The sequence below is a fragment of the Streptomyces sp. NPDC034099 genome (assembly GCF_055575415.1).
The window spans coordinates 158216-178478 of the sequence record NZ_JBVISR010000002.1; the positions used below are offsets into that span (position 1 = coordinate 158216).

A 20263-nucleotide genomic window follows, 5' to 3' on the forward strand; every position below is an offset into this window, starting at 1 on the left:
GGTCGGCGCGCCGGACCGTTTCCGGTCCTGACCCCGGACCTGCTCCCGGTCCGGGCCCCGTTCCCCGTCAGACGAGCGTGACGGTGATGTTGCCGCGGGTCGCCTTCGAGTACGGGCAGACCTGGTGGGCCTTCTCCACCAGCGACCGCGCGGTGGCGGCGTCGACCGACGGGATCTCGGCGGAGATCTCGACGATGATCCCGAAGCCGTCGTCGTTCTTGCCGATCCCGACCTTCGCGGTCACGGTCGAACCGGTGATGTCGGCACCCTCCTGGCGGGCCACGACGGCGAGCGCGCCCTGGAAGCAGGCGCTGTACCCGGCGGCGAACAGCTGCTCCGGGTTGGTGCCGGCGCCGTTGCCGCCCATCTCCTTCGGCGGGTTCACGACGACGTCGAGCTTGCCGTCGTCGGTGGCCACCCGGCCGTCGCGGCCGTTCTCGGCGGTGGCGACGGCGGTGTAGAGGACTTCGGACTGCTGGATGGGCATACGGGTGTCTTCCTCCTCGGTCCGCCGTGACTCGCGCCCACGATCACGACGGATTTCGGAATGACGCTACCGCATGCCGGAAGTCCAGTGAAGTCCGCTCCCGCCCTCGCCGACGGGTCAGAGCTTGACGATCATCTTTCCGGTGTTGTCGCCGCGCAGGACCCCGAGGAACGCCTCCAGGTTGTTCTCGATGCCCTCGACGACCGTCTCGCGGTACTTCAGCTCACCGTCGCGGACCCAGGGGCCGACCTCCTCGACGAACTGCGGCTGGAGGTCGTAGTGGTCGCCGACCAGGAAGCCCTCGATGCGGCCGCGGGTCTGGATGAGGCGGGCGAGGTTCTTCGGGCCGGGCGCGGGCTCGGTGTTGTTGTAGACGGAGATCGCGCCGCAGATGGCGATGCGGCCGTTCAGGTTGAGGGAGCCGATGGCCGCCTCCAGGTGGTCGCCGCCCACGTTGTCGAAGTAGACGTCGACGCCGTCCGGGGCGGCGGCCCGCAGCTGCTCGCTCACCGGGCCGTTCTTGTAGTTGAACGCGGCGTCGAAGCCGTACTCGTCGAGGAGCAGCTTGACCTTCTCGTCCGAGCCGGCCGAGCCGATCACCCGCGAGGCCCCCTTGAGCCTGGCGATCTGGCCCACCTGGCTGCCGACGGCACCCGCGGCGCCCGAGACGAAGACGGAGTCGCCCTCCTTGAAGGCGGCCGTGCGCAGCAGACCGGCGTAGGCGGTGAGCCCCGTCATGCCGAGCACGCCCAGGTACGTCGACAGCGGCGCCGCGTCCGGGTCCACCTTGACGGCGTTCTTGGCGTCCACGACGGCGTACTCGCGCCAGCCGAAGAAGTGCAGGACGTGGTCGCCGACGGCGATGCCCTCCGCGTGGGAGGCGACGACCTCGCCGACCGCGCCGCCCAGCATGGGCTTGCCCAGCTCGTAGGGGGCGGCGTAGGACTTGGCGGCGCTCATGCGCCCGCGCATGTAGGGGTCGACGGAGACGTACAGGTTGCGCACCAGCACCTGCCCGTCACCCGGGGTGGGGACCTCCGCCTCGACCAGCGCGAAGTCCTCGGGCTTGGGCCAGCCGACCGGGCGGGTGACCAGGTGCCATTCGCGGTTGACGGCGGGGAGGGCGGGGGAGTCGGTCATGGGGCACCTTTCCTGGGGCTTGCTCGGGGTCTGCCTGCCGAGAATGTTTCAGGCTCTGAAACAACCATGCGGCTGAACATTTCAGGTTGTCAAACAAATGGGTACCCTGGATTCCATGGCCACACCACGCGACACCACGCGCCGACCCGACGCTCTCACCCTCGAAGTCGTCGAGCTGATCGGCGAGGTCGTGGCCCGCTTCCACGCGGACTACGAGGAGGCGGCGGCGGAGCGCGCCCTGACCGGGGCGCAGGCCAAGCTGCTGAGCCTGCTGTCGCTGGAGCCGCTGCCGATGCGGAAGCTGGCCCAGAAGCTGAAGTGCGAACCGTCGAACGTCACGGGGATCGTGGACCGGCTGGAGGCGCGGGGGCTGGTCGAGCGGCGGCCCGACCCCGGCGACCGGCGGGTGAAGGTCGCGGCCGCCACGGAGGAGGGCCGCCGGGTGGCCCGGGGGCTGCGGGAGTCCCTGCGCTTCGCCCGGGAGCCGCTGGCCGGACTGTCGGAGGGCGAGCGGGTGGCGCTGCGGGACGCGCTGCGGTTGATGGTCGGGGAGGGCTCGCCGGAGGACTGACCCCCTCACCTCATGGCGAACTCGTACTGCAACTCGCAGAGGTGCCCGGCCTTCACCGCCCTGCGGGAGGACAACGAGCGGCTTCGCGAGCGCGTCAGTGTCCCTGCCCAGGCCATCCGCGAACTCCCCGCCGAGCTGGAGCAGCGCACCGACAACAGCACCCCGTCGCAGCCCCGTCCGGAGCCTCCCGGCCGGCGTCACCTGACGCCCGAGGCGGTCACGACGCCGGCCGCGTTGCCCTCGAACGCGGTACCGGTCCTGGTCAGACGGTCGGCGAGCGAGTCCTGGTAATCATTTTGGGGAGCGGCATCCATGGAACCGCCTCACGCCCAAGAAGTGGGCCAGACCGGATCAGATGCTTGTGCAACGAGGCCGGCCGTGACCTGCTCAGCGGTGACGCGGGCGAGGCAGCAAGGCGAACGCGCTCTCCGCAATCGAGGTCAGGCGGGCGGGGCTGTGGCCGTACGCGCCTACGACATCGGTCCCGCGGACGATGGTCAGCAGAAGGTACGCAAGGTCGTCGGGATCCGCGTCGGGGTCTATGTCGCCGTTGCGCTGCGCCGCTCGCACACACTCGGCCACCGCTGTCGCGACCACGGAGAAGCAGTCGCCGGCCAGGCGTTTCACCTCGGCGTCGGAGGCGCCGATCTCCAGGGCCATCTTGGCGGCGAAGCAGGCCGCCGCTGCCCGGTCGGGGGCGGGTGGCACGTCGGCGGCGAGTGGCACCCCGTGGACGGCGCGGAGCAAGTACGCGTGCAGTCGTTCCAGGGCGCCCTCGTCCGGTCCGGCGAGCGCCTGCGGCGCAAACTGCCCCAGCCGGGCGAAGTAACCGGCCATCGCCTGCAGCAGCACGCCGTGCTTGCCGTCGAACGCGGCGTAGAGGCTGCCGCGGCCCAGGCCGGTGGCGGCGCTGATGTCGTCGACGCTCGTGCCGTTGTAGCCCGAGGTGCGGAACTGCCGCTCGGCGGCATGGAGGACGTGGGCAGGGTCGAAGCTTCGCGGTCTCGCCATACATAGAAGGTAAAGCCGACTCGCCATAATTGACAACTCAGTACAGAACTATCTAGGTTTCGTACTGTTCAGTAAAAAACCATCCTGAGCTGCGCACCTCGAACATCCATGACGGTCGCCGACCACATTCCGGGCTTTCTGAACAGCTGACCCCGCACCCACCACCCAGAACTCGAAGGGCTGACCGGACCATGACTGACAAGGAAAGGCAGGAGGCCATGGCTGTGGCGACTCCTGCGTACGCGAGCGACGCACTGGACGAAGGGACCGTCGACGTGGTGGTGATCGGCGGGGGCGCCGCGGGGCTGAACGGTGCGCTGATGCTCGCCCGCTCCCGCCGCTCGGTCGTCGTGATCGACAGCGGCTCCCCGCGCAACGCGCCCGCGGAGGCCATGCACGGCTTCATCGTCCTGGACGGCACCCCGCCGTTCGAGATCCTTCGACGGGGCCGGGAGCAGGTGCGCCAGTACGGCGGACGCGTCGTGTCCGGCGAGGTGGTCTCGGCCGAGTCCGCCGCCCCGTCGGCGGACGGGGACCTGCGGTTCACCGTCACCCTGGCCGACGGCCGCGGCATCACCGCCCGCCGCATCCTGGTGGCCACCGGCCTCACGGATGTGCTGCCGGAGGTGCCCGGACTCGCCGAGCACTGGGGGCACAGTGTGGTGCACTGCCCGTACTGCCACGGCTGGGAGGTGCGCGACGAGCCCATCGGCGTCCTCGCCACCGGCCCCGCCTCCATCGGCCACGCGTTTCTATTCCGTCAGCTGACCGAGGACCTGACCTACTTCACCCACGGCACCGACCTGGACGAGGACAGCCGCGCCCGCTTCGCCGCCCGCGGCATCCGCGTCATCGACACCCCGGTCGCCGAGGTCGTCAACGACGAGGACGATGCCCTCGCCGGGGTGCGCCTGGCCGACGGCCAGGTCGTGGCCCGCCGCGTCCTCGCGGTCACCCCGCAGATGCAGGCCCGCACCCAGGGCCTGGAAGGCCTGGGCCTGCCGGTGCAGGACCTGCCGACGGGCCGCGGTTTCGCCTCCGGCATGGCCGGTGCCACCGAGGTGCCGGGTGTGTGGGTGGCCGGCAACGCCACCGATCCGGTCGCCCAGGTCGGGGCCTCCGCGGCGGCCGGCGCACTGGCCGGTGACTACATCAACAGGATGCTGGTCACCGCGGACACCGACGCGGCCCTCCAGAGGATCACCGGGGGGAAGCCCTAAAGGGGCCACAGGGTGATCTCGAAGCCCTGAGATCTCAGCCCGTCGCCCGCTCCCCTCACGAGCAATCAAGTGATTCCGCTCGTCCGCCCCGTCCCTCTCAGGAGCTACTGATGCCCTTCCTTGCGAACACCCCCGTGGAGAAGATAGCCGGGCCGTATGCGCGGCGCTGGTGGGCGCTCCTCGTGCTGTGCCTGAGCCTGCTGATCACGGTGATGGCGAACACGTCGCTGATCGTCGCGGCCCCCGACATGACCACCGACCTGGGCCTGAGCAGCAGTGATCTGCAGTGGGTCGTCGACAGCTACACCGTTCCGTACGCGGCGCTGATGCTGGTCCTTGGCGCGATCGGCGACAAGTACAGCCGGCGCGGCGCGCTGGTCCTTGGTCTGCTGATCTTCGCCGGCGGTTCGGTGATGGGGAGCATGGTCGACGAGACCTCACTGGTCATCGTGGCCCGCGCGATCATGGGTGTCGGTGCCGCGGTCGTGATGCCGGCCACGCTGTCCCTGGTGGTCGCGACCTTCCCCCGGAGCGAGCGGGCCAAGGCCATCACCGCCTGGGCCGCGACCTCCGGGGTGGCGGTAGCCGTCGGCCCGCTGGTCTCCGGCTGGCTGCTCGAGGACCACGCCTGGGGCTCGACCTTCCTGATCAACGTGCCGATCGCCGTCCTCGCCGTGTTCGGCGCGCTCGCCCTGGTACCGCCGTCCAAGGCGGAGGGCATGGGCCGGATCGACTACGTCGGTGGTCTGCTGTCGATCGTCACGGTCGGCTCCCTGATCTACGCCGCCATCGAGGGCCCGCACTCCGGCTGGGGCGCCGGCCCCATCACCGCCGCCGTGGTCGCCGGTGTCGGTCTGCTCGCCTTCGTCGCCTGGGAGCTGCGGCACCCGCACCCGATGCTCGACGTCCGGAAGTTCGCGCTGCGGCCCTTCAGCGGCTCGATGCTCGCGGTGATGTTCTTCTTCTTCGGCATGTTCGCCGTGATCTACTACGCGACGCAGTTCCTGCAGTTCGTCCTCGGCTACGGCGCCCTGGACACGGGTGTACGGCTGCTGCCGCTGGGCGGTGCGGTGTTCCTCGGGTCAGCGGTGACCGGAGTGCTCGCCCCGAAGCTGGGGGTGAGGGTGATGGCCGTGACCGGCCTGGCCATCGGCACGGCGGGCATGTTCCTGCTCACCCAGATCGACAAGGGGTCGACATACGGGGACTTCCTGGCGCCGCTGATGATGCTGGGCCTCGCGCTCGGACTGGCCATCTCCCCGGCGACCGACACGATCATGGGCTCCTTCCCCGAGTCCGAGCTGGGCGTCGGCGGCGGTGTCAACGACACCGCGTTGGAGCTGGGCGGGGCGCTGGGCATCGCGGTGCTGGGCTCGCTGCTGGGCACGGCCTACCGGGACGAGCTGACCGACCTGGTCGGCAACCGACTCCCGGCGGAGGCGATGGAGACCGCCAAGGACTCGGTCGGCGCCGGCCTGGCCGTCGCGGAGCGGGTCGCGCAGGATCCCTCCGCCGGGCCCCAACAGGCCCAGGCCGCCGTGGACGCCGTTCACCAGGCCTTCGCCCACGGAGTCGCCCAGACCAGCCTCATCGGCGGGATCGTCATGGCCGCCGGAACACTGATCGTCCTCGCGGTCCTGCCGGGCCGGCGCGGGTTCGCGAAGCAGAGCGCCGAGCCGGGGGCCGCGACGACGGCTAGCGAGGCGGCGCCTGAGCGGGAGCACACCGGGGCCACCCGCTAGACCGCCGGTGGGGCGTCCCCTGGATCGCCGGGGACGCCCCGGACAGGAGTACCGGCAACCACCCCAAAGGGGGGCGGGCAGCGCCGCCGAAGGAGCAGGCGCAGCTCCTACGTGCACCACCACAGGAAGCGGTCGCAGGTTTCCGTCGGGGTCGGGTCCGGGGACTGCGGCGGGGTGGGGGTCGTCGCCGGGGGCGGGTCGTCGCCGGACTCGGGGGACGACGGGTCCGGGTCCGAGGGGCGGGTGGGGTCCGGGGACGGGGGGCGGGAGGCTGACGGAGGAGCGGAGTCGGTCGCCGTCTCGGAGTCCGTCGTCTCCGGGGAGGACGAAGGGGACGCCGACCCCGTTGCCGACGCCGATGCGGAGGTGGACGGGGAGCCCGAGGCCGTGGTCGTTCCCGAGGGGGCGTCGACCGGGACCGCCGACGCCTCCCCCACCTCTTTCGTCGCCTCGCCGTCCGTGGTCTCGCCGCCCGCCGCGGCCGGCTTGTCCGGGGAGTGCGGGGCGTCCATGCCGAGTTCGGCGAGGCTCAGTCCGCCGGCGGCCAGGACGAAGCCCGCGGCGATGAGCAGGGTCCGGCGGCGGCGCCTGCGGTGTGCGGCGGCCTTGCGGTCACGGCGGCTGGACCGGGCGCCGGGTGGGGCGTCGCCCGTGCCGCCTTCGGGGCTCTCGTCGGCCGCTGCCTCGCCATCGAGCCGCGGCGGGGTCTCCTCACCCACCGTCAGGTGAGTGTCGGAGGCGCCGAGTTCCTGGGCGGGCGTGCCGCACCCCGGGCAGGCGAGGGCGCCGTTGAGGTGCCGTCGGCACGGGTGGCAGTAGTCCATGACGCGGGAAGGTTAAGTTCCGGGAAGGGTGCGTTCCTAGAGGCCACTGTGAAGGTTGTGTGGGAAAGCACGCGAGGCGGCCTCTCCCCCGTTTTCGAAACTGCCGAAACCGTTATGTGTCCGACCCATTGACACTCCGAGCACCCCGTCCTTACTGTCACGCCAGCATTTCGAACGAGTGACGAAATATCGAACAGAGTGAAGGGCAGCCGCCGTGCGCATCACCGGAATCAGCACACACGTGGTCGGGACGCCGTGGCGCAACCTGACCTACGTCCAGGTGCACACCGACGAGGGCATCACCGGAGTCGGCGAGACCCGGATGCTGGGGCACACCGACGCGCTCCTCGGCTACCTGAAGGAGGCCGAGGCCAACCACATTCTCGGCTCCGACCCGTTCGCTGTCGAGGACCTGGTCCGCCGCATGAAGTACGGCGACTACGGCCGTGCGGGCGAGATCGTGATGTCCGGCATCGCGGTCGTCGAGATGGCGTGCTGGGACATCAAGGGCAAGGCGCTCGGCGTCCCCGTGTGGCAGCTGCTGGGCGGGAAGGTCACCGACAAGGTCAAGGCGTACGCCAACGGGTGGTACACCACCGAGCGGACGCCGGAGGCGTACCACAAGGCCGCGCAGGGGGTCATGGAGCGCGGCTACCGGGCGCTGAAGATCGACCCGTTCGGCACCGGGCACTTCGAGCTGGACCAGCAGCAGACGAACTACGCGGTGTCGCTGATCGAGGCCGTACGGGACGCCATCGGGCCCGACGCCGAGCTGATGCTGGAGATGCACGGCCGCTTCTCGCCCTCCACGGCCGTCCGGCTCGCGCGTGAACTCGCGCCGTTCAAGCCGGCCTGGCTGGAGGAGCCGGTCCCGCCGGAGAACCTCAGGGCGTTGAAGAAGGTCGCCGAGAAGGTCGAGATCCCGGTCGCCACCGGTGAGCGCATCCACGACCGGATCGAGTTCCGCGAGCTGTTCGAGGACCAGTCGGTGGACGTCATCCAGCCCGACGTCGGTCACATCGGCGGCATCTGGGAGACCCGGAAGCTGGCCGCGACCGCCGAGACGCACTACACGCTGGTCGCCCCGCACAACGTCGGCGGGTCCGTGCTCACCGCGGCCTCCCTCCAGGTCGGGTTCACCTCGCCGAACTTCAAGATCCTGGAGCACTTCAACGACTTCGCGGACGCGGAGATCAAGAAGGTCGTGAAGGGTGCGCCCCAGGTGGACCCGGAGGACGGGTGCTTCCACCTGTCCGACGCGCCCGGTCTCGGGGTGGAGCTGGACACCGACGCGGCGGCCGAGTTCCCGCAGCAGCAGGCGCGGTTCGACCTGTGGGCCGAGGGCTGGGAGAAGCGCGCCCCCAAGGGGACCGGGGCATGAGCGACGCGGTCGTCGTCGAGGCGCCGGGCGAGCACCGGCTCGTGCCGCACGAGCCGCGCGAACCGGGTGCCGGCGAGGCGCTGGTGCGGGTGCACGCCGCCGGGATCTGCGGCAGCGACCGGGAGGTCTACCAGGGCAACCGGCCCGAGGGGTACGTGCGTTACCCGCTCACCCCCGGACACGAGTGGTCCGGGACCGTGGAGCGGGTCGGCGCCGGGGTGCCGGGCTCACTCGTGGGCCGGAAGGTCGTGGGCGAGGGCTTCCGCAACTGCCAGGTGTGCGACCGCTGTCACGCGGGCGAGACGACGCTGTGCACGGCCGGTTACGAGGAGACCGGGTTCACCCAGCCGGGCGCCATGGCGCCGACGCTGACGCTGCCCGCCCGGCTGCTGCACGTCCTGCCCGAGGACGCCGACCTCACCGGCGCGGCCCTGCTGGAGCCCGCGGCCTGCATCGCCGCCGCCGCGCTGAAGGCGAACGCCCGGCCCGGCGAGCGGGTCGCCGTGGTCGGCACGGGCACGCTCGGCATGTTCGCCGTGCAGTTCCTGCGGGCCGCCTCCCCGGCCGAGCTGCTGGTCGTCGGTACGCGCGGCGACCGGGAGGCGCTGTCGCGGCAGTTCGGCGCGACCGACTTCCGCACCAAGGACCGGCCGCTCCCGGACGATTTCGACGTCGTGATCGAGACCGCCGGGTCCGCGGACGCCGCCCGCACCGCCGCCGCGCTGCTGCGCCGGGGCGGGCGGCTGGTGCTGACCGGCATCCCGGCGCCGGGCGCCGACGGCCTCGACCCGACCGACCTGGTCGTACGGCAGCTGGAGGTGCACACGGTCTTCGGGGCGCCGCCGGACGCCTGGGCGCACACGGTGCGGGTCTTCGCGGCCGGTCTGCTCGATCCGCGGCCGCTGGTGACGCACGAACTGCCGCTCGCCGAGTTCTCGGAGGCCATCGAGCTGGTGGGTTCCGGCGATCCGAAGGTCGGCAAGGTGCTGCTGCGCCCGGACGCCCACCCCTGAGCCGTACGCCGGTGCGGGGGCGACCTGACGGCCTCCGCACCGGCGTACACCCACCGGAGGGGACGTCGCGCGCCCACGCCACCCACGGCCGCGAACTTCGTCCGACATATCGAACACTAAGGAACGCTTGTGACCGACGCTTCCGCCACGGCCGCCGCACGCAGGCCCGGTGAGCAGGCCCTCACCGCCCTCGGCCTGGCCGCGCCCGCCCCCGATCCCGCCGACGCCTCGCCGCACTCCTTCCCTGGCGGTGGCCGCTGGCGCACCGAGATCCCCTCCTGCGAGGGACCGGAGGCGCTGGGGGTGGTGCTCAAGGAGTCCTCCCGCCTGGACGTGCCGATCCACCGGATCAGCCAGGGCAGCGGCGTGTGGATGCTGACCGACGCCGAGATCACCGAGATGGTCGAGGCCACCGCCGAACGCGACATCGAGCTCTGCCTGTTCACCGGCCCGCGCGGCACCTGGGACATCGGCGGCTCCACCCGGACCGACTCGGGCGGCGCGGGCCTGCGCGCACGCGGCCACGCCGCGGTCGCCGGATGCGTCGAAGACGCCGTACGCGCCACCGAGTTGGGCGTCAAGTGCCTGCTCGTCGCCGACGAGGGCGTGCTGTGGACGCTGCACCGGGCCCGCGGCGCCGGCATCCTCCCCGCCGACACCACGCTGAAGCTCTCGGCGCTCGTCGGGCCGGTCAACCCGGCCTCGTACGCGGTGTACGAGCGGCTCGGCGCCGACTCCATCAACGTGCCGAGCGACCTGACGTTGGATCACCTGACCGAAATACGGCGGGTTTCGGCCGCGCCGATGGACATGTACATCGAGGCTCCCGACGACCTCGGCGGCTATGTGCGCATGTACGAGGTCGCCGAGCTGATCCGGCGCGGCGCCCCGCTGTACCTGAAGTTCGGCCTGTCCAAGGCGCCCGGGATCTATCCGTACGGCCACCACCTGCGGGAACTGACACTGGCCACCGCGAAGGAGCGGGTGCGGCGCGGACGGCTCGCCCTGGACCTGCTCGCCCGGCACGGGGCGGACGGGGACATGGCGCCGCTCGGCACCCGGTTGCCGGGGACGCTCAACCGGTTCGAGATCTCGTCATAACGTTCCGGAAACTCCCTTCACAAAAGACGACACGACCGCGCACAATCCCACACACCTGCCTCGCCGACCCAGTCCTCACATCAAGGATGATGACCATGCGCAACCGCAGAGCCGCACTCGCCGCGATAGCCTCCGCCGCCTCCCTCGCCCTCACGCTGACCGCCTGCGGCCAGAACAGCGAGGGCGGCAGCGAGGACAACAAGTCAGGCAGCGAAGGCGCCACCGTGGGCATCGCGATGCCGACCAAGTCCTCCGAGCGCTGGATCACCGACGGCGCCAACGTCGAGAAGGAACTGAAGGCCAAGGGGCTCAAGACCAAGCTCGTCTACGGCGAGGACGACCCGGACCAGCAGGTCTCGCAGATCGAGAACATGATCACGCAGGGTGTGGACGCGCTGATCGTCGCCGCGATCGACAACAAGTCCCTCGGCAACGTCATGCAGCAGGCCAAGGACGCCGACATCCCCGTCATCTCCTACGACCGGCTGATCCTCGGCACCGAGAACGTCGACTACTACGCCTCGTTCGACAACGAGAAGGTCGGCGAGCTCCAGGGCGGCTACATCGTCGACAAGCTGGGCCTGAAGGCGGGCAAGAAGGGCCCCTTCAACATCGAGCTGTTCGCCGGCTCCAACGACGACAACAACACCAAGTACTTCTTCAACGGCGCCATGAAGGTCCTGAAGCCGTACATGGACAAGGGCCAGCTGGTCGTCCGCTCCAAGCAGACCGCGCTCAACCAGGTCACCACCCTGCGCTGGGACGGCGGCACCGCGCAGAAGCGCATGGACGACCTGCTCACCTCCAGCTACCGCAGCACCCGGGTCGACGCGGTGCTCTCGCCCTACGACGGCATCTCCATCGGCATCCTGTCCGCCCTGAAGTCGGACGGCTACGGCTCCGGCAGCAAGGCCATGCCGGTCGTCACCGGCCAGGACGCCGAGATCGCCTCGGTGAAGTCGATCAAGGCGGGCCAGCAGACCCAGACCGTCTTCAAGGACCTGCGCGAGCTCGCCAAGGTCGCCGCGAACATGGTCGACGCGGTCCTGAACGACAAGAAGCCCGAGGTCAACGACACCAAGTCGTACGACAACGGCTCCAAGGTCGTCCCGGCCTACCTGCTGCAGCCGGTCAGCGTCGACAAGTCCAACTACGAGAAGATCCTGGTCGACGGCGGCTACTACACCGCCGGCCAGCTCAACTGACCGGGCCCCACCAAGGATTGGAAGGCACGACCATGGCGGGACCCGTCCTGGAAATGCGCTCGATCGTCAAGACCTTTCCCGGTGTCAAAGCGCTGTCGGACGTCACGCTGACCGTTCGCCAGGGCGAGGTCCACGCCATCTGCGGGGAGAACGGCGCCGGCAAGTCGACCCTGATGAAGGTGCTCTCCGGCGTCCATCCGCACGGCAGTTACGAGGGTGAGGTCCTCTTCGAGGGCGAGACCTGCCGGTTCAAGGACATCCGGGCGAGCGAACAGCACGGCATCGTGATCATCCACCAGGAGCTGGCGCTGGTGCCGTACCTGTCGATCGCGGAGAACATCTTCCTCGGCAACGAGCACGCCAAGCGCGGGCTGATCAACTGGAACGACACCCTCAAGCACGCCACCGAGCTGCTGCGCCGGGTCGGTCTCGACGAGCACCCCGAGACCCGCGTCGCCGACATCGGCGTGGGCAAGCAGCAGCTGGTGGAGATCGCCAAGGCGCTGTCGAAGAAGGTGAAGCTGCTCATCCTCGACGAGCCGACGGCGGCGCTCAACGACGAGGACAGCGGCAAACTCCTCGACCTGATCCTTCAGTTGAAGGAACAGGGCATGACCTCGATCATCATCTCGCACAAGCTCAACGAGATCCGCCGGGTCGCCGACTCGGTCACCATCATCCGCGACGGGCGCTCCATCGAGACGCTCGACGTGAAGGCGGCGGAGACGACCGAGGACCGGATCATCAGCGGCATGGTCGGCCGCGACCTGGAGAACCGCTTCCCGGACCGGACCCCGCACCAGCCCGAGGAGGGCACGGCGCCGGCCCTGGAGATCCGCAACTGGACCGTGCACCACCCCATCGACCAGCAGCGCAAGGTCGTCGACGACGTCTCGATCGAGGTGCGGCGCGGCGAGATCGTCGGCATCGCCGGACTCATGGGCGCCGGCCGCACCGAGCTGGCGATGAGCGTCTTCGGCCGCACCTACGGCCGGCACGCGGCCGGCACGGTGCTCAGGGACGGCAAGGAGATCCGTACCAAGACCGTCCCGGAGGCGGTCGGGCACGGGATCGCGTACGTCACCGAGGACCGCAAGCACTACGGCCTCAACCTCATCGACACCATCAACCGGAACATCTCGCTGACCGCGCTGGGCAAGGTCTCCAAGCGGGGCGTGGTCGACGAGCACGGCGAGCGGCAGGTCGCCGAGGGCTACCGCAAGTCGATGAACATCAAGGCGCCGACCGTCTTCGAGCCGGTCGGCAAGCTGTCCGGCGGCAACCAGCAGAAGGTCGTCCTCAGCAAGTGGATCTTCGCGGGTCCCGAGGTGCTCATCCTGGACGAGCCCACGCGCGGCATCGACGTGGGCGCCAAGTACGAGATCTACACGGTCATCGACCGCCTGGCGGCCGAGGGCAAGGCGGTCGTGTTCATCTCCTCCGAACTGCCGGAGCTGCTCGGCATGTGCGACCGCATCTACACGATGGCCGCGGGACGGCTGACGGGTGAGTTCTCGCGGGCCGAGGCCTCGCAGGAAGCGCTGATGCGGCAGATGACGAAGGACAAGTTGGACCGGAAGGACGAAGAGGTAAGCCGATGAGCACGGACGTGACCGCCAAGACCCCGGCCCCGGCGCCGCCCGGCAGAGAGGGTTCGGCCTCCGGTGGCGGCCTGCTGCAGCTGATGCTCGACGGCATGCGCCGCAACATGCGCCAGTACGGCATGCTGATGGCCCTCGGCCTGATCGTGGTGCTGTTCGCGGTGTGGTCCGACGGCGACCTGCTGCTGCCGCGCAACGTCTCCAACCTGGTGCTGCAGAACAGCTACATCCTGATCCTCGCGATCGGCATGATGCTCGTCATCATCGCCGGCCACATCGACCTGTCGGTGGGCTCACTGACCGCCTTCGTCGGCGCGACGGCGGCCGTCCTGATGGTCAACCACGACCTGTCCTGGCCGGTGGCGGTGATCCTCTGCCTGGCCATCGGCGCCGCCGCCGGCGCGGTGCAGGGCTTCTTCATCGCCTATCTCGGCATACCGTCGTTCATCGTGACCCTCGCGGGCATGCTCCTCTTCCGCGGTCTGACGGAGATCTTCCTCAAGGGCCAGACCCTCGGCCCGTTCCCGAAGGACCTGCAGAAGATAGCCAACGGCTTCCTCCCCGAGGTCGGCCCGAACACCAACTACCACAACCTCACCCTGCTGCTGGGCTTCGCCCTGGTCGCCTTCGTGGTGTACCAGGAGGTCCGCGACCGCAAGCGGCAGCAGGAGTTCTCCCTCGACGTGCCGCCGGTCAAGCTGTTCCTGCTCAAGCTGGTCGCGCTGATCGCCGCGGTCCTCGTGGTCACGCTGCTGCTGGCCAGCTACAAGGGCGCCCCGATCGTGCTGCTCATTCTGGGCGTGCTGGTGGTCGGCTTCGGCTACCTGATGCGCAACGCGATCATCGGCCGCCACATCTACGCCATCGGCGGCAACCTGCCCGCGGCCAAGCTGTCGGGCGTGAAGGACAAGAAGGTCACCTTCCTGGTCTTCCTGAACATGGGCATGCTCGCGGCCCTGGCGGGTCTGGTCTTCGCCGCCCGCTTCAACGCGGCCTCGCCCAAGGCGGGCCTCAACTTCGAGCTGGAGGCCATCGCCGCCTCGTTCATCGGCGGCGCGTCGATGAGCGGCGGCGTGGGCACGGTCCTCGGCGCGATCATCGGCGGTCTGGTCCTGGGTGTGCTGAACAACGGCATGAACCTCGTCGGCATCGGCACCGACTGGCAGCAGGTCATCAAGGGCGCGGTGCTGCTGGCGGCGGTCGGGTTCGACGTGTGGAACAAGCGCAGGGTCGGTTCGTAACGGATCTCGGGCCCCGCCACTCACGGCGGGGCCCGCTTCTTCTCACGGAAGTACAGGAGCCGCACGTATGGAACTGAGCAGACGAACGGTCATCGCGTCGGCGGCCGCGGCCGGTGTGGCCGCCACCGCGGTCGGCGGCACGGCGCACGCGTCGGGAGGCAGGAAACCGGTGAAGGAACTCTTCGGCAGACTGGCCGACGGGACGAAGGTGTACCGCTGGTCGCTGGAGAACGGCGGCACGCGGATGAAGGTGCTGTCGTACGGCGGCGTCGTGCAGTCCCTGGAGATACCGGACCGCCGGGGCCGCTACGCGAACGTCTCGCTGGGCTTCGACAACCTCGACGACTACGTCGCCCGCAGCCCGCACTTCGGCGCCCTGATCGGGCGGTACGGCAACCGCATCGCCAAGGGCCGCTTCACCCTGGACGGCAAGGAGTACCAGCTCTCCGTCAACGACGGGGAGAACTCCCTGCACGGCGGCGCCCTGGGCTTCGACTACCGGGTGTGGGACGTCGAGCCCTTCGCCGAGGGCTCCGACACCGGCCTGGTGCTCCACTACACCAGCGTCGACGGCGAGATGGGCTACCCGGGCACGCTGAAGGCGAAGGTGACGTACACCCTCACCCGGCGCGGCGACTGGCGCATCGACTACGAGGCCACCACCGACAAGGCCACCGTCGTCAACCTCACCAGCCACGTCTACTGGAACCTGGCCGGCGAGGGCAGCGGCACGATCGAGGACCACGAGCTGTCGATCGCCGCCTCCCGCTTCACGCCCACCGACGCGGGTCTGATCCCGACGGGCGAGCTGGCGCGGGTGTCCGGCACGCCCTTCGACTTCCGCCGGGCCAAGCCGATCGGCCGGGACATCCGGGACGCCCACCCGCAGTTGGTCACCGCCAAGGGCTTCGACCACAACTGGGTGCTCGACAAGGGCATCACCGACCGCCCCGAGCACATCGCCACCCTGCGCGACCATGCCTCGGGCCGCACCCTGCGCATCGCCACCGACCAGCCCGGGCTCCAGTTCTACTCGGGCAACTTCCTCGACGGCACCCTGACCGGCACCGGCGGCTCCCTCTACCGCCAGGGCGACGCCCTGTGCCTGGAGACGCAGCACTTCCCGGACTCGCCGAACCACCCGTCGTTCCCGTCGACGGTGCTGCGGCCCGGCGAGACGTACCGGACGTCGACGGTGCACTCCTTCGACGCGTAGCCGACAGCGGGGCGCGGGCACACTTTCTTCACACCTGTTGAACGGTGCCCCGTCCGCCTCCGTATACAAGGGCGGCCCGTGCCCCCGCGCGGGCCGCCCATTTACGGAGGTCCACTTGTCCGGCAACGTCACCTCGTTGTTCCGCAGCACCGCGGCGCACAGCCCCTCGATGGCGGCGCTGGCGCGGGAGAGCGGCGAGGCGGCGGGCGCCGGTCCGGTGGACTTCTGCATCCCCTGCAACCCGTACTTCCCCACCCCGGCGATGTTCGACGAGCTGGCCGGCCGGCTGCGCGACATCGTCACGTACTACCCGAGCAGCGCCGACACCATCACCGCCGAGCTGTGCAGCCTGCTCCAACTCCCGCCGCAGTGCGTGGCGATGGGCAACGGCTCCACCGAGCTGATCACCTGGATCGACCACCTGCTGGTCCGGGAGTCCCTCGCCGTCCCCGTCCCCACCTTCGGCCGCTGGACCGACCAGCCCATGGAGACCGGCAAGCGGGTCGACATGTTCCCGCTCCAGGAGGCCGGCGGCTTCGCCCTCGACCTCGCCCGGTACGCGGAGTTCGTCCGGGCCAGGGGCACCCGGGCCGTGGTCGTCTGCAACCCCAACAACCCCGACGGCGGCTATCTGCACAAGCAGGCGCTGGTGCAGTTCATGGACGCGATGGCCGACCGGGACCTGGTGGTGATCGACGAGTCCTTCCTGGAGTTCGCCGACGCGGAGGCCGAACCCAGCGTGGTCCAGGAGGCGATGCTGCGCCCCAACGTCGTCGTGCTGCGCAGTCTCGGCAAGAACTTCGGGCTGCACGGCGTCCGCTTCGGCTACCTGGTCGCCACCCCGGCGCTCGCGGGCCGGGTGCGCGCCATGCTGCCCAAGTGGAACCTCAACTCCTTCGCGGAGCACGTGGTGTTCATGCTGCGCGACCACGGTCCCGAGTACGCGCGGAGCCTGCACCAGGTACGCCGGGACCGTCTGGAGATGGCCGCCCAGCTGTCCGCGCTGCCCGGTCTGACCGTCTACCCCTCCCAGGGCAACTTCCTCTTCGTCCGGCTTCCCGTGGGCGCGGAGGGCACCGCCGTGCGCGACCGCATGCTCACCGAGCACCGGGTCCTGGTCCGTGAGTGCGGCAACAAGATCGGTTCGTCCAGCCGCTTCCTGCGTCTCGTGGTGCGCCCCCAGGCGGATGTGCGTCGCCTGGTGTCCGGCCTGGAACAGGTGCTCTACGGGGCCGGGAGGGGAGCCGCCGTGCCCGGGCCGGCCACCGGGACCGGCTACAGCTCGGGCACGGCGGCGGTGGACCGCCTGATGCACGAGACCAACGGCTCCGGTATGCGCGCGATCACCGCCCAGACCGCCGGTGCCGGTGCCCCGGGGCTCGCCGCCGCTCCGGCCCCCGGCACCGGCACCGGCACCGGCACCGGCATGCCGCTCCCCGCCGCGGTGCCGGTCGCTCCGGCCGCGGCCGCCGTGCCCGGCCCCCCGCCGGTGCCCCAGCCGGTGCCGGGCCCCCAGCCGGTGCCGTATCCAGGGCCGGTGCCGGTCCCCCACCCGGCACCGGTCCCGCAGCCCGTACCGGCCCCGGTTCCGGCGCCCGCCCCGGCCGCCGCGTACCCGCCGCCGTTCGGGCCGACCCCGCCCGGCGTCCCGGCCCGCGGCGGCCTCACCGCCGCCCAGGTCCGGGGCACCAACGGTCTGGAGTCGGTTCCGGCGACGGGCTGGCCGAACGCCGCGGGGATGGGCCAGACGGGCTGATCCCGTCCGGGTGCCCTACCCGGCCGAGGCGGCCGGAGTGCCCGACGGGGTCGGGCAGGACGGGTCCGTCGGGGAGGCCGTGGGGTCGGGGGACGCGGTCCCCGGTTCCGTGGAGCAGCCGTCCGTGGCCGTCGGCGAGGGGCTCGGGCCGGTCGGGTCCGGCGAGGGGTCCGGGGTCTCGGTGGGCGACGACGGGGAGGGGTCCGGGCTCGTCGGGTGCACCGTCGGGGAGGACGGGTCCGGGGCCGTGGACGGTACGGGGCGGGACGGGGACGGTCCGGGGCTGCCCGGCGTGGTGCTCGGGTCCGGGCCGATGTCGATGCCGTCGTCCGCGCCTCCACCGCCGTTCCCGCCGCCGTGTCCCCCGCCGCTGCCGCTCTCGGCGTCGACGGGCTCGGTCGCCGGGGTGTCGCCGCCCGCGCCGGGGCTCTTCGGGACGACGCCCTTGCCGTCGGGGACGGTGTGGACTCCCCAGCCGTAGAACTCCAGCCAGTGCCTGACCAGTTCGAGGTAGGTGCGGGAGTTGTTGTAGCTGAGGACCGCCCGGTCCAGGTCCGCCGCCCGACCCAGGTCCCGGTCACCGGCGCACAGGTAGTGCCCGGCCGCCAGCGCCGCGTCGAAGACGTTGTTCGGGTCGGCCCGGCCGTCGCCGTTGCCGTCCGCGCCCCAGCGGGCCCAGGTGGACGGCAGGAACTGCATCGGGCCCACCGCCCGGTCGTAGACCGTGTCGCCGTCGTGGGCGCCGCCGTCCGTGTCCCGGATCAGGGCGAAGCCCCGGCCGTCGAGGGGCGGTCCGGTGATCCGGCTCAGGGTCGTGCCGTTCCGGTCGACCGCGCCGCCGCGTGCCTGGCCGGACTCGACCTTGCCGATCGCCGCGAGCAGTTCCCAGGGCAGCCGGCAGCCCGGGTCCGTCCTGCCGACGGCCGTCTCCGCGGCGCGGTAGGCGCGCAGCACGGTGGCCGGGATGCCTGACTGGGCGCGGATCTCCGGCCCGAGCACGGGAGAGGCCGCCGATCCCGCGTTCCGGGTCGTCAGAGGCGGGAGTTCGGTGTGGTAGGAGCCGTCGCCCGGCGGCGCGAGTTCGGCGAACGGGCCGTCCGTCGTGGGCAGGCTCAGGTCGTCGGCCGCCGGTCCGGCGTGGGTGTCCTTCGCGTCGCCGGTGAGGCCGGGGGCCTGGGACGCGGTGAGGGCCGCCATGGCCGCCACCGCGAGGGCGGTCGTGCGCAGTCCCTTGTGGGCCCGCCCTCGGTACAGGCGTCGGGCACGGCGTACGGGCATGGTCGTCACTCCTGTCGGATCCGTCGGAGGTGCGGGGGCGGGGGACGCTTGCGCGGGCAGTCGGGCGGGCGGGCGGTTCAGCGGCCGAAGGTGTCGAGGGCGGAGACCCGCCAGCGTCCGTCGCGGTGCACGACGTCGACGGCGAGCATGGCCGCCGCGTACACGCCCTCGTCCTGCGCGGTCCCTCCTCCCGCCTCGCTCTTCTTGTCCGTCGCGGCCTGCTTCCCGGTGGTGGCGACGCTGCTCTGGTCGGCGTAGACGAGGACCCGGGCCCGGTCGCCGTCGATCCGTTCGACCGCGCTCTCGGTGACCGTCGTGGTGATCACCGCCTTCTGCTCGTCGGCCCGCGCGCGGACGTCGGCGAACAGGTCGCGGTGCTGGTCGACGGCCTTGCCCGTCAGGAGGTCCTTGGCCGCCTCGTCGAGGGCGCCGGGGTCCGCGTGGTCGTAGGAGAAGAGCCGGTCGACGGCCTTGGCCACCTGCCCCTTGATCTCGCTGGTGCGGGCGAGGTCGGTCAGCGCGGTGTTGCTCCGCGCGGGCTCGGACCTGAGCCCTTCGGCCTTCGCGTGCGCCCAGCCCGCGAAGCCGCCGAGGAGCACCGTCAGCGCGCAGAGCAGCACGAGGAGCGGGGGGCGGCGGCGCGGCCGGGCCCCGGTGGCCTTCGGGGCCGCTCCGTCCGCGGGCGGGTCGGCGGTGGCGGCCTCGGTGGCCTCCAGGACGGCGGTGGCGCCGCGCGTACCGGTCCCCCGTGGCGTGCGTTCGGTGCGCTCGGTGTGTTCCGGGTGACCGGCGGAGGCGGCGGGCCGGGTCTCGCGGGCCTGGCGGCGCCGCTGGCGGTTGATGTGGTGACGGGTCGTCGACATGGTGCGGTGTCCTCCTCGCTGCGGCCGGCTTCGCGGTACGGAACCGGGTCAGCCGGTCGATGTGCCGCCGACGGGTGCCTGTCCCAGGGCGCTCAGCTTCCACCGGCCGTCGGTCCGGGTGAGTTCGCCGAGCATGCGGCTGTCCTTGTCGGACTTCGCCCCGTCGGCCGCCTTGACGGTGACGCGCAGGGCGACCAGCACCCGGGCGCGTCCGGCGCGGTCGTCGAGTTCGGTGACGGCGCCGGACAGCACCCGGGCCGTGCTCACCGTCTTCGCCTCCTTCACCTGGGCGGCGAACTCGTCGCGGCCGGAAGCCAGTTGCTCGTGCAGTTCGCCGGTGGTGGACGACTCCCACAGGTCCAGGCCGCGCTTCAGCTCGCGGTGGTCGAGCGTGTTCAGGTTCTGCACGGCCTGCTCGCCGGCGGAGAGTGCCGCGTCCCGCTCGGTCGCGTACGCGGCCCGCTCGTCGTGGGCCGCCCCGTACCAGTCCTGGCCGGCCCAGGCGGCGAAGCCGCCCGCCACGAGGGTGAGGGCGAGGGCCAGGGCGGGCAGCGGCCGGGAACGGCCGGCGTCGAGGAGGCGGACCGCGCGTTTCATGGGGTGCTCCAGTCTC

The 20263-nt window shown here is 71.1% G+C and carries 19 protein-coding genes; 12 read left to right on the forward strand and 7 right to left on the reverse strand.

Annotated features, from left to right (window positions below):
* Positions 1–67 precede the first annotated feature (67 nt).
* Both ACZ56V_RS05825 and ACZ56V_RS05830 read right to left on the reverse strand, forming a co-directional pair.
* Positions 68–487 carry an organic hydroperoxide resistance protein gene (locus ACZ56V_RS05825; RefSeq protein ID WP_398914184.1) on the reverse strand — a complete coding sequence of 140 codons (420 nt, stop codon included), beginning with the start codon at positions 485–487 and terminating at the stop codon, positions 68–70.
* A 117-nt stretch (positions 488–604) separates the two neighbouring features.
* Positions 605–1627, reverse strand: coding sequence for an NADP-dependent oxidoreductase (locus tag ACZ56V_RS05830; protein WP_398914186.1), 1023 nt, complete (start codon positions 1625–1627; stop codon positions 605–607).
* A 115-nt stretch (positions 1628–1742) separates the two neighbouring features.
* On the opposite strand from ACZ56V_RS05830, the gene ACZ56V_RS05835 reads away from it, so the two are divergent.
* Together ACZ56V_RS05835 and ACZ56V_RS05840 are read left to right on the forward strand one after the other, a co-directional pair.
* Positions 1743–2198, forward strand: coding sequence for a MarR family winged helix-turn-helix transcriptional regulator (locus ACZ56V_RS05835; protein ID WP_467377853.1), 456 nt, complete (start codon positions 1743–1745; stop codon positions 2196–2198).
* A 12-nt stretch (positions 2199–2210) separates the two neighbouring features.
* On the forward strand, positions 2211–2489 hold the full coding sequence (locus ACZ56V_RS05840; RefSeq protein WP_468939616.1) for a hypothetical protein: 279 nt from the start codon (positions 2211–2213) through the stop codon (positions 2487–2489).
* A 96-nt stretch (positions 2490–2585) separates the two neighbouring features.
* Here the strand turns inward: ACZ56V_RS05840 and ACZ56V_RS05845 are convergent, their stop codons facing one another.
* Positions 2586–3209: a TetR/AcrR family transcriptional regulator gene (locus tag ACZ56V_RS05845; RefSeq protein WP_467377855.1), complete on the reverse strand. Its 624-nt coding sequence runs from the start codon at positions 3207–3209 to the stop codon at positions 2586–2588.
* 218 nt (positions 3210–3427) lie between these two features.
* On the opposite strand from ACZ56V_RS05845, the gene ACZ56V_RS05850 reads away from it, so the two are divergent.
* Both ACZ56V_RS05850 and ACZ56V_RS05855 read left to right on the forward strand, forming a co-directional pair.
* A complete protein-coding gene (locus ACZ56V_RS05850) occupies positions 3428–4429 on the forward strand; it encodes an NAD(P)/FAD-dependent oxidoreductase (protein ID WP_468940442.1) in 1002 nt (333 codons plus the stop codon).
* Between the two features lie 110 nt (positions 4430–4539).
* A complete protein-coding gene (locus ACZ56V_RS05855; RefSeq protein WP_467377859.1) occupies positions 4540–6171 on the forward strand; it encodes an MFS transporter in 1632 nt (543 codons plus the stop codon).
* A 107-nt stretch (positions 6172–6278) separates the two neighbouring features.
* On the opposite strand, the gene ACZ56V_RS05860 is transcribed toward ACZ56V_RS05855, so the two are convergent.
* Positions 6279–6995, reverse strand: coding sequence for an SCO2400 family protein (locus ACZ56V_RS05860; protein WP_468939620.1), 717 nt, complete (start codon positions 6993–6995; stop codon positions 6279–6281).
* A 214-nt stretch (positions 6996–7209) separates the two neighbouring features.
* Between ACZ56V_RS05860 and ACZ56V_RS05865 the strand changes: the two genes are divergently transcribed.
* From ACZ56V_RS05865 to ACZ56V_RS05900, 8 genes are all read left to right on the forward strand, one after another.
* On the forward strand, positions 7210–8376 hold the full coding sequence (locus tag ACZ56V_RS05865; protein WP_356368522.1) for a mandelate racemase/muconate lactonizing enzyme family protein: 1167 nt from the start codon (positions 7210–7212) through the stop codon (positions 8374–8376).
* A complete protein-coding gene (locus tag ACZ56V_RS05870; RefSeq protein ID WP_468939624.1) occupies positions 8373–9389 on the forward strand; it encodes a zinc-dependent alcohol dehydrogenase in 1017 nt (338 codons plus the stop codon). Before ACZ56V_RS05865 ends, ACZ56V_RS05870 begins: the two co-directional genes overlap by 4 nt.
* Before the next feature lie 129 nt (positions 9390–9518).
* Entirely contained in the window at positions 9519–10490 is a 972-nt protein-coding gene (locus ACZ56V_RS05875; protein ID WP_398914194.1) for a hypothetical protein, read from the forward strand.
* Positions 10491–10585: 95 nt separating this feature from the next.
* Complete coding sequence (gene chvE, locus ACZ56V_RS05880) at positions 10586–11695, forward strand: multiple monosaccharide ABC transporter substrate-binding protein (protein ID WP_356368513.1); 1110 nt, start codon at positions 10586–10588, stop codon at positions 11693–11695.
* A 32-nt stretch (positions 11696–11727) separates the two neighbouring features.
* The gene (gene mmsA, locus ACZ56V_RS05885; protein WP_104631006.1) at positions 11728–13296 is read left to right on the forward strand and encodes a multiple monosaccharide ABC transporter ATP-binding protein; all 1569 of its coding nucleotides are present in this window, start codon (positions 11728–11730) and stop codon (positions 13294–13296) included.
* Complete coding sequence (gene mmsB, locus ACZ56V_RS05890; RefSeq protein WP_467377867.1) at positions 13293–14537, forward strand: multiple monosaccharide ABC transporter permease; 1245 nt, start codon at positions 13293–13295, stop codon at positions 14535–14537. Before mmsA ends, mmsB begins: the two co-directional genes overlap by 4 nt.
* Positions 14538–14604: 67 nt before the next feature.
* On the forward strand, positions 14605–15753 hold the full coding sequence (locus ACZ56V_RS05895) for an aldose epimerase family protein (protein ID WP_467377869.1): 1149 nt from the start codon (positions 14605–14607) through the stop codon (positions 15751–15753).
* A gap of 115 nt (positions 15754–15868) precedes the next feature.
* Entirely contained in the window at positions 15869–17509 is a 1641-nt protein-coding gene (locus ACZ56V_RS05900; protein WP_468939629.1) for a pyridoxal phosphate-dependent aminotransferase, read from the forward strand.
* A gap of 15 nt (positions 17510–17524) precedes the next feature.
* Here ACZ56V_RS05900 and ACZ56V_RS05905 read toward each other — a convergent pair whose 3' ends face one another.
* The 3 genes from ACZ56V_RS05905 to ACZ56V_RS05915 all read right to left on the reverse strand — a co-directional run bounded on the left by ACZ56V_RS05905 (position 17525) and on the right by ACZ56V_RS05915 (position 20247).
* The gene (locus ACZ56V_RS05905; protein ID WP_468939631.1) at positions 17525–18787 is read right to left on the reverse strand and encodes a lytic transglycosylase domain-containing protein; all 1263 of its coding nucleotides are present in this window, start codon (positions 18785–18787) and stop codon (positions 17525–17527) included.
* Between the two features lie 77 nt (positions 18788–18864).
* Positions 18865–19650: a hypothetical protein gene (locus ACZ56V_RS05910; RefSeq protein WP_468939633.1), complete on the reverse strand. Its 786-nt coding sequence runs from the start codon at positions 19648–19650 to the stop codon at positions 18865–18867.
* 48 nt (positions 19651–19698) lie between these two features.
* On the reverse strand, positions 19699–20247 hold the full coding sequence (locus ACZ56V_RS05915) for a nuclear transport factor 2 family protein (RefSeq protein ID WP_356368492.1): 549 nt from the start codon (positions 20245–20247) through the stop codon (positions 19699–19701).
* Between the last annotated feature and the right edge of the window lie 16 nt (positions 20248–20263).

Bases quoted from the DNA above. Each gene is read 5' to 3' on its own strand.
- ACZ56V_RS05825 (WP_398914184.1), bottom strand. From the start codon at position 487: ATGCCCATCCAGCAGTCCGAAGTCCTCTACACCGCCGTCGCCACCGCC.
- ACZ56V_RS05830 (WP_398914186.1), bottom strand. From the start codon at position 1,627: ATGACCGACTCCCCCGCCCTCCCCGCCGTCAACCGCGAATGGCACCTG.
- ACZ56V_RS05835 (WP_467377853.1), top strand. From the start codon at position 1,743: ATGGCCACACCACGCGACACCACGCGCCGACCCGACGCTCTCACCCTC.
- ACZ56V_RS05840 (WP_468939616.1), top strand. From the start codon at position 2,211: ATGGCGAACTCGTACTGCAACTCGCAGAGGTGCCCGGCCTTCACCGCC.
- ACZ56V_RS05845 (WP_467377855.1), bottom strand. From the start codon at position 3,209: ATGGCGAGACCGCGAAGCTTCGACCCTGCCCACGTCCTCCATGCCGCC.
- ACZ56V_RS05850 (WP_468940442.1), top strand. From the start codon at position 3,428: ATGGCTGTGGCGACTCCTGCGTACGCGAGCGACGCACTGGACGAAGGG.
- ACZ56V_RS05855 (WP_467377859.1), top strand. From the start codon at position 4,540: ATGCCCTTCCTTGCGAACACCCCCGTGGAGAAGATAGCCGGGCCGTAT.
- ACZ56V_RS05860 (WP_468939620.1), bottom strand. From the start codon at position 6,995: ATGGACTACTGCCACCCGTGCCGACGGCACCTCAACGGCGCCCTCGCC.
- ACZ56V_RS05870 (WP_468939624.1), top strand. From the start codon at position 8,373: ATGAGCGACGCGGTCGTCGTCGAGGCGCCGGGCGAGCACCGGCTCGTG.
- chvE (WP_356368513.1), top strand. From the start codon at position 10,586: ATGCGCAACCGCAGAGCCGCACTCGCCGCGATAGCCTCCGCCGCCTCC.
- mmsA (WP_104631006.1), top strand. From the start codon at position 11,728: ATGGCGGGACCCGTCCTGGAAATGCGCTCGATCGTCAAGACCTTTCCC.
- mmsB (WP_467377867.1), top strand. From the start codon at position 13,293: ATGAGCACGGACGTGACCGCCAAGACCCCGGCCCCGGCGCCGCCCGGC.
- ACZ56V_RS05895 (WP_467377869.1), top strand. From the start codon at position 14,605: ATGGAACTGAGCAGACGAACGGTCATCGCGTCGGCGGCCGCGGCCGGT.
- ACZ56V_RS05905 (WP_468939631.1), bottom strand. From the start codon at position 18,787: ATGCCCGTACGCCGTGCCCGACGCCTGTACCGAGGGCGGGCCCACAAG.
- ACZ56V_RS05910 (WP_468939633.1), bottom strand. From the start codon at position 19,650: ATGTCGACGACCCGTCACCACATCAACCGCCAGCGGCGCCGCCAGGCC.
- ACZ56V_RS05915 (WP_356368492.1), bottom strand. From the start codon at position 20,247: ATGAAACGCGCGGTCCGCCTCCTCGACGCCGGCCGTTCCCGGCCGCTG.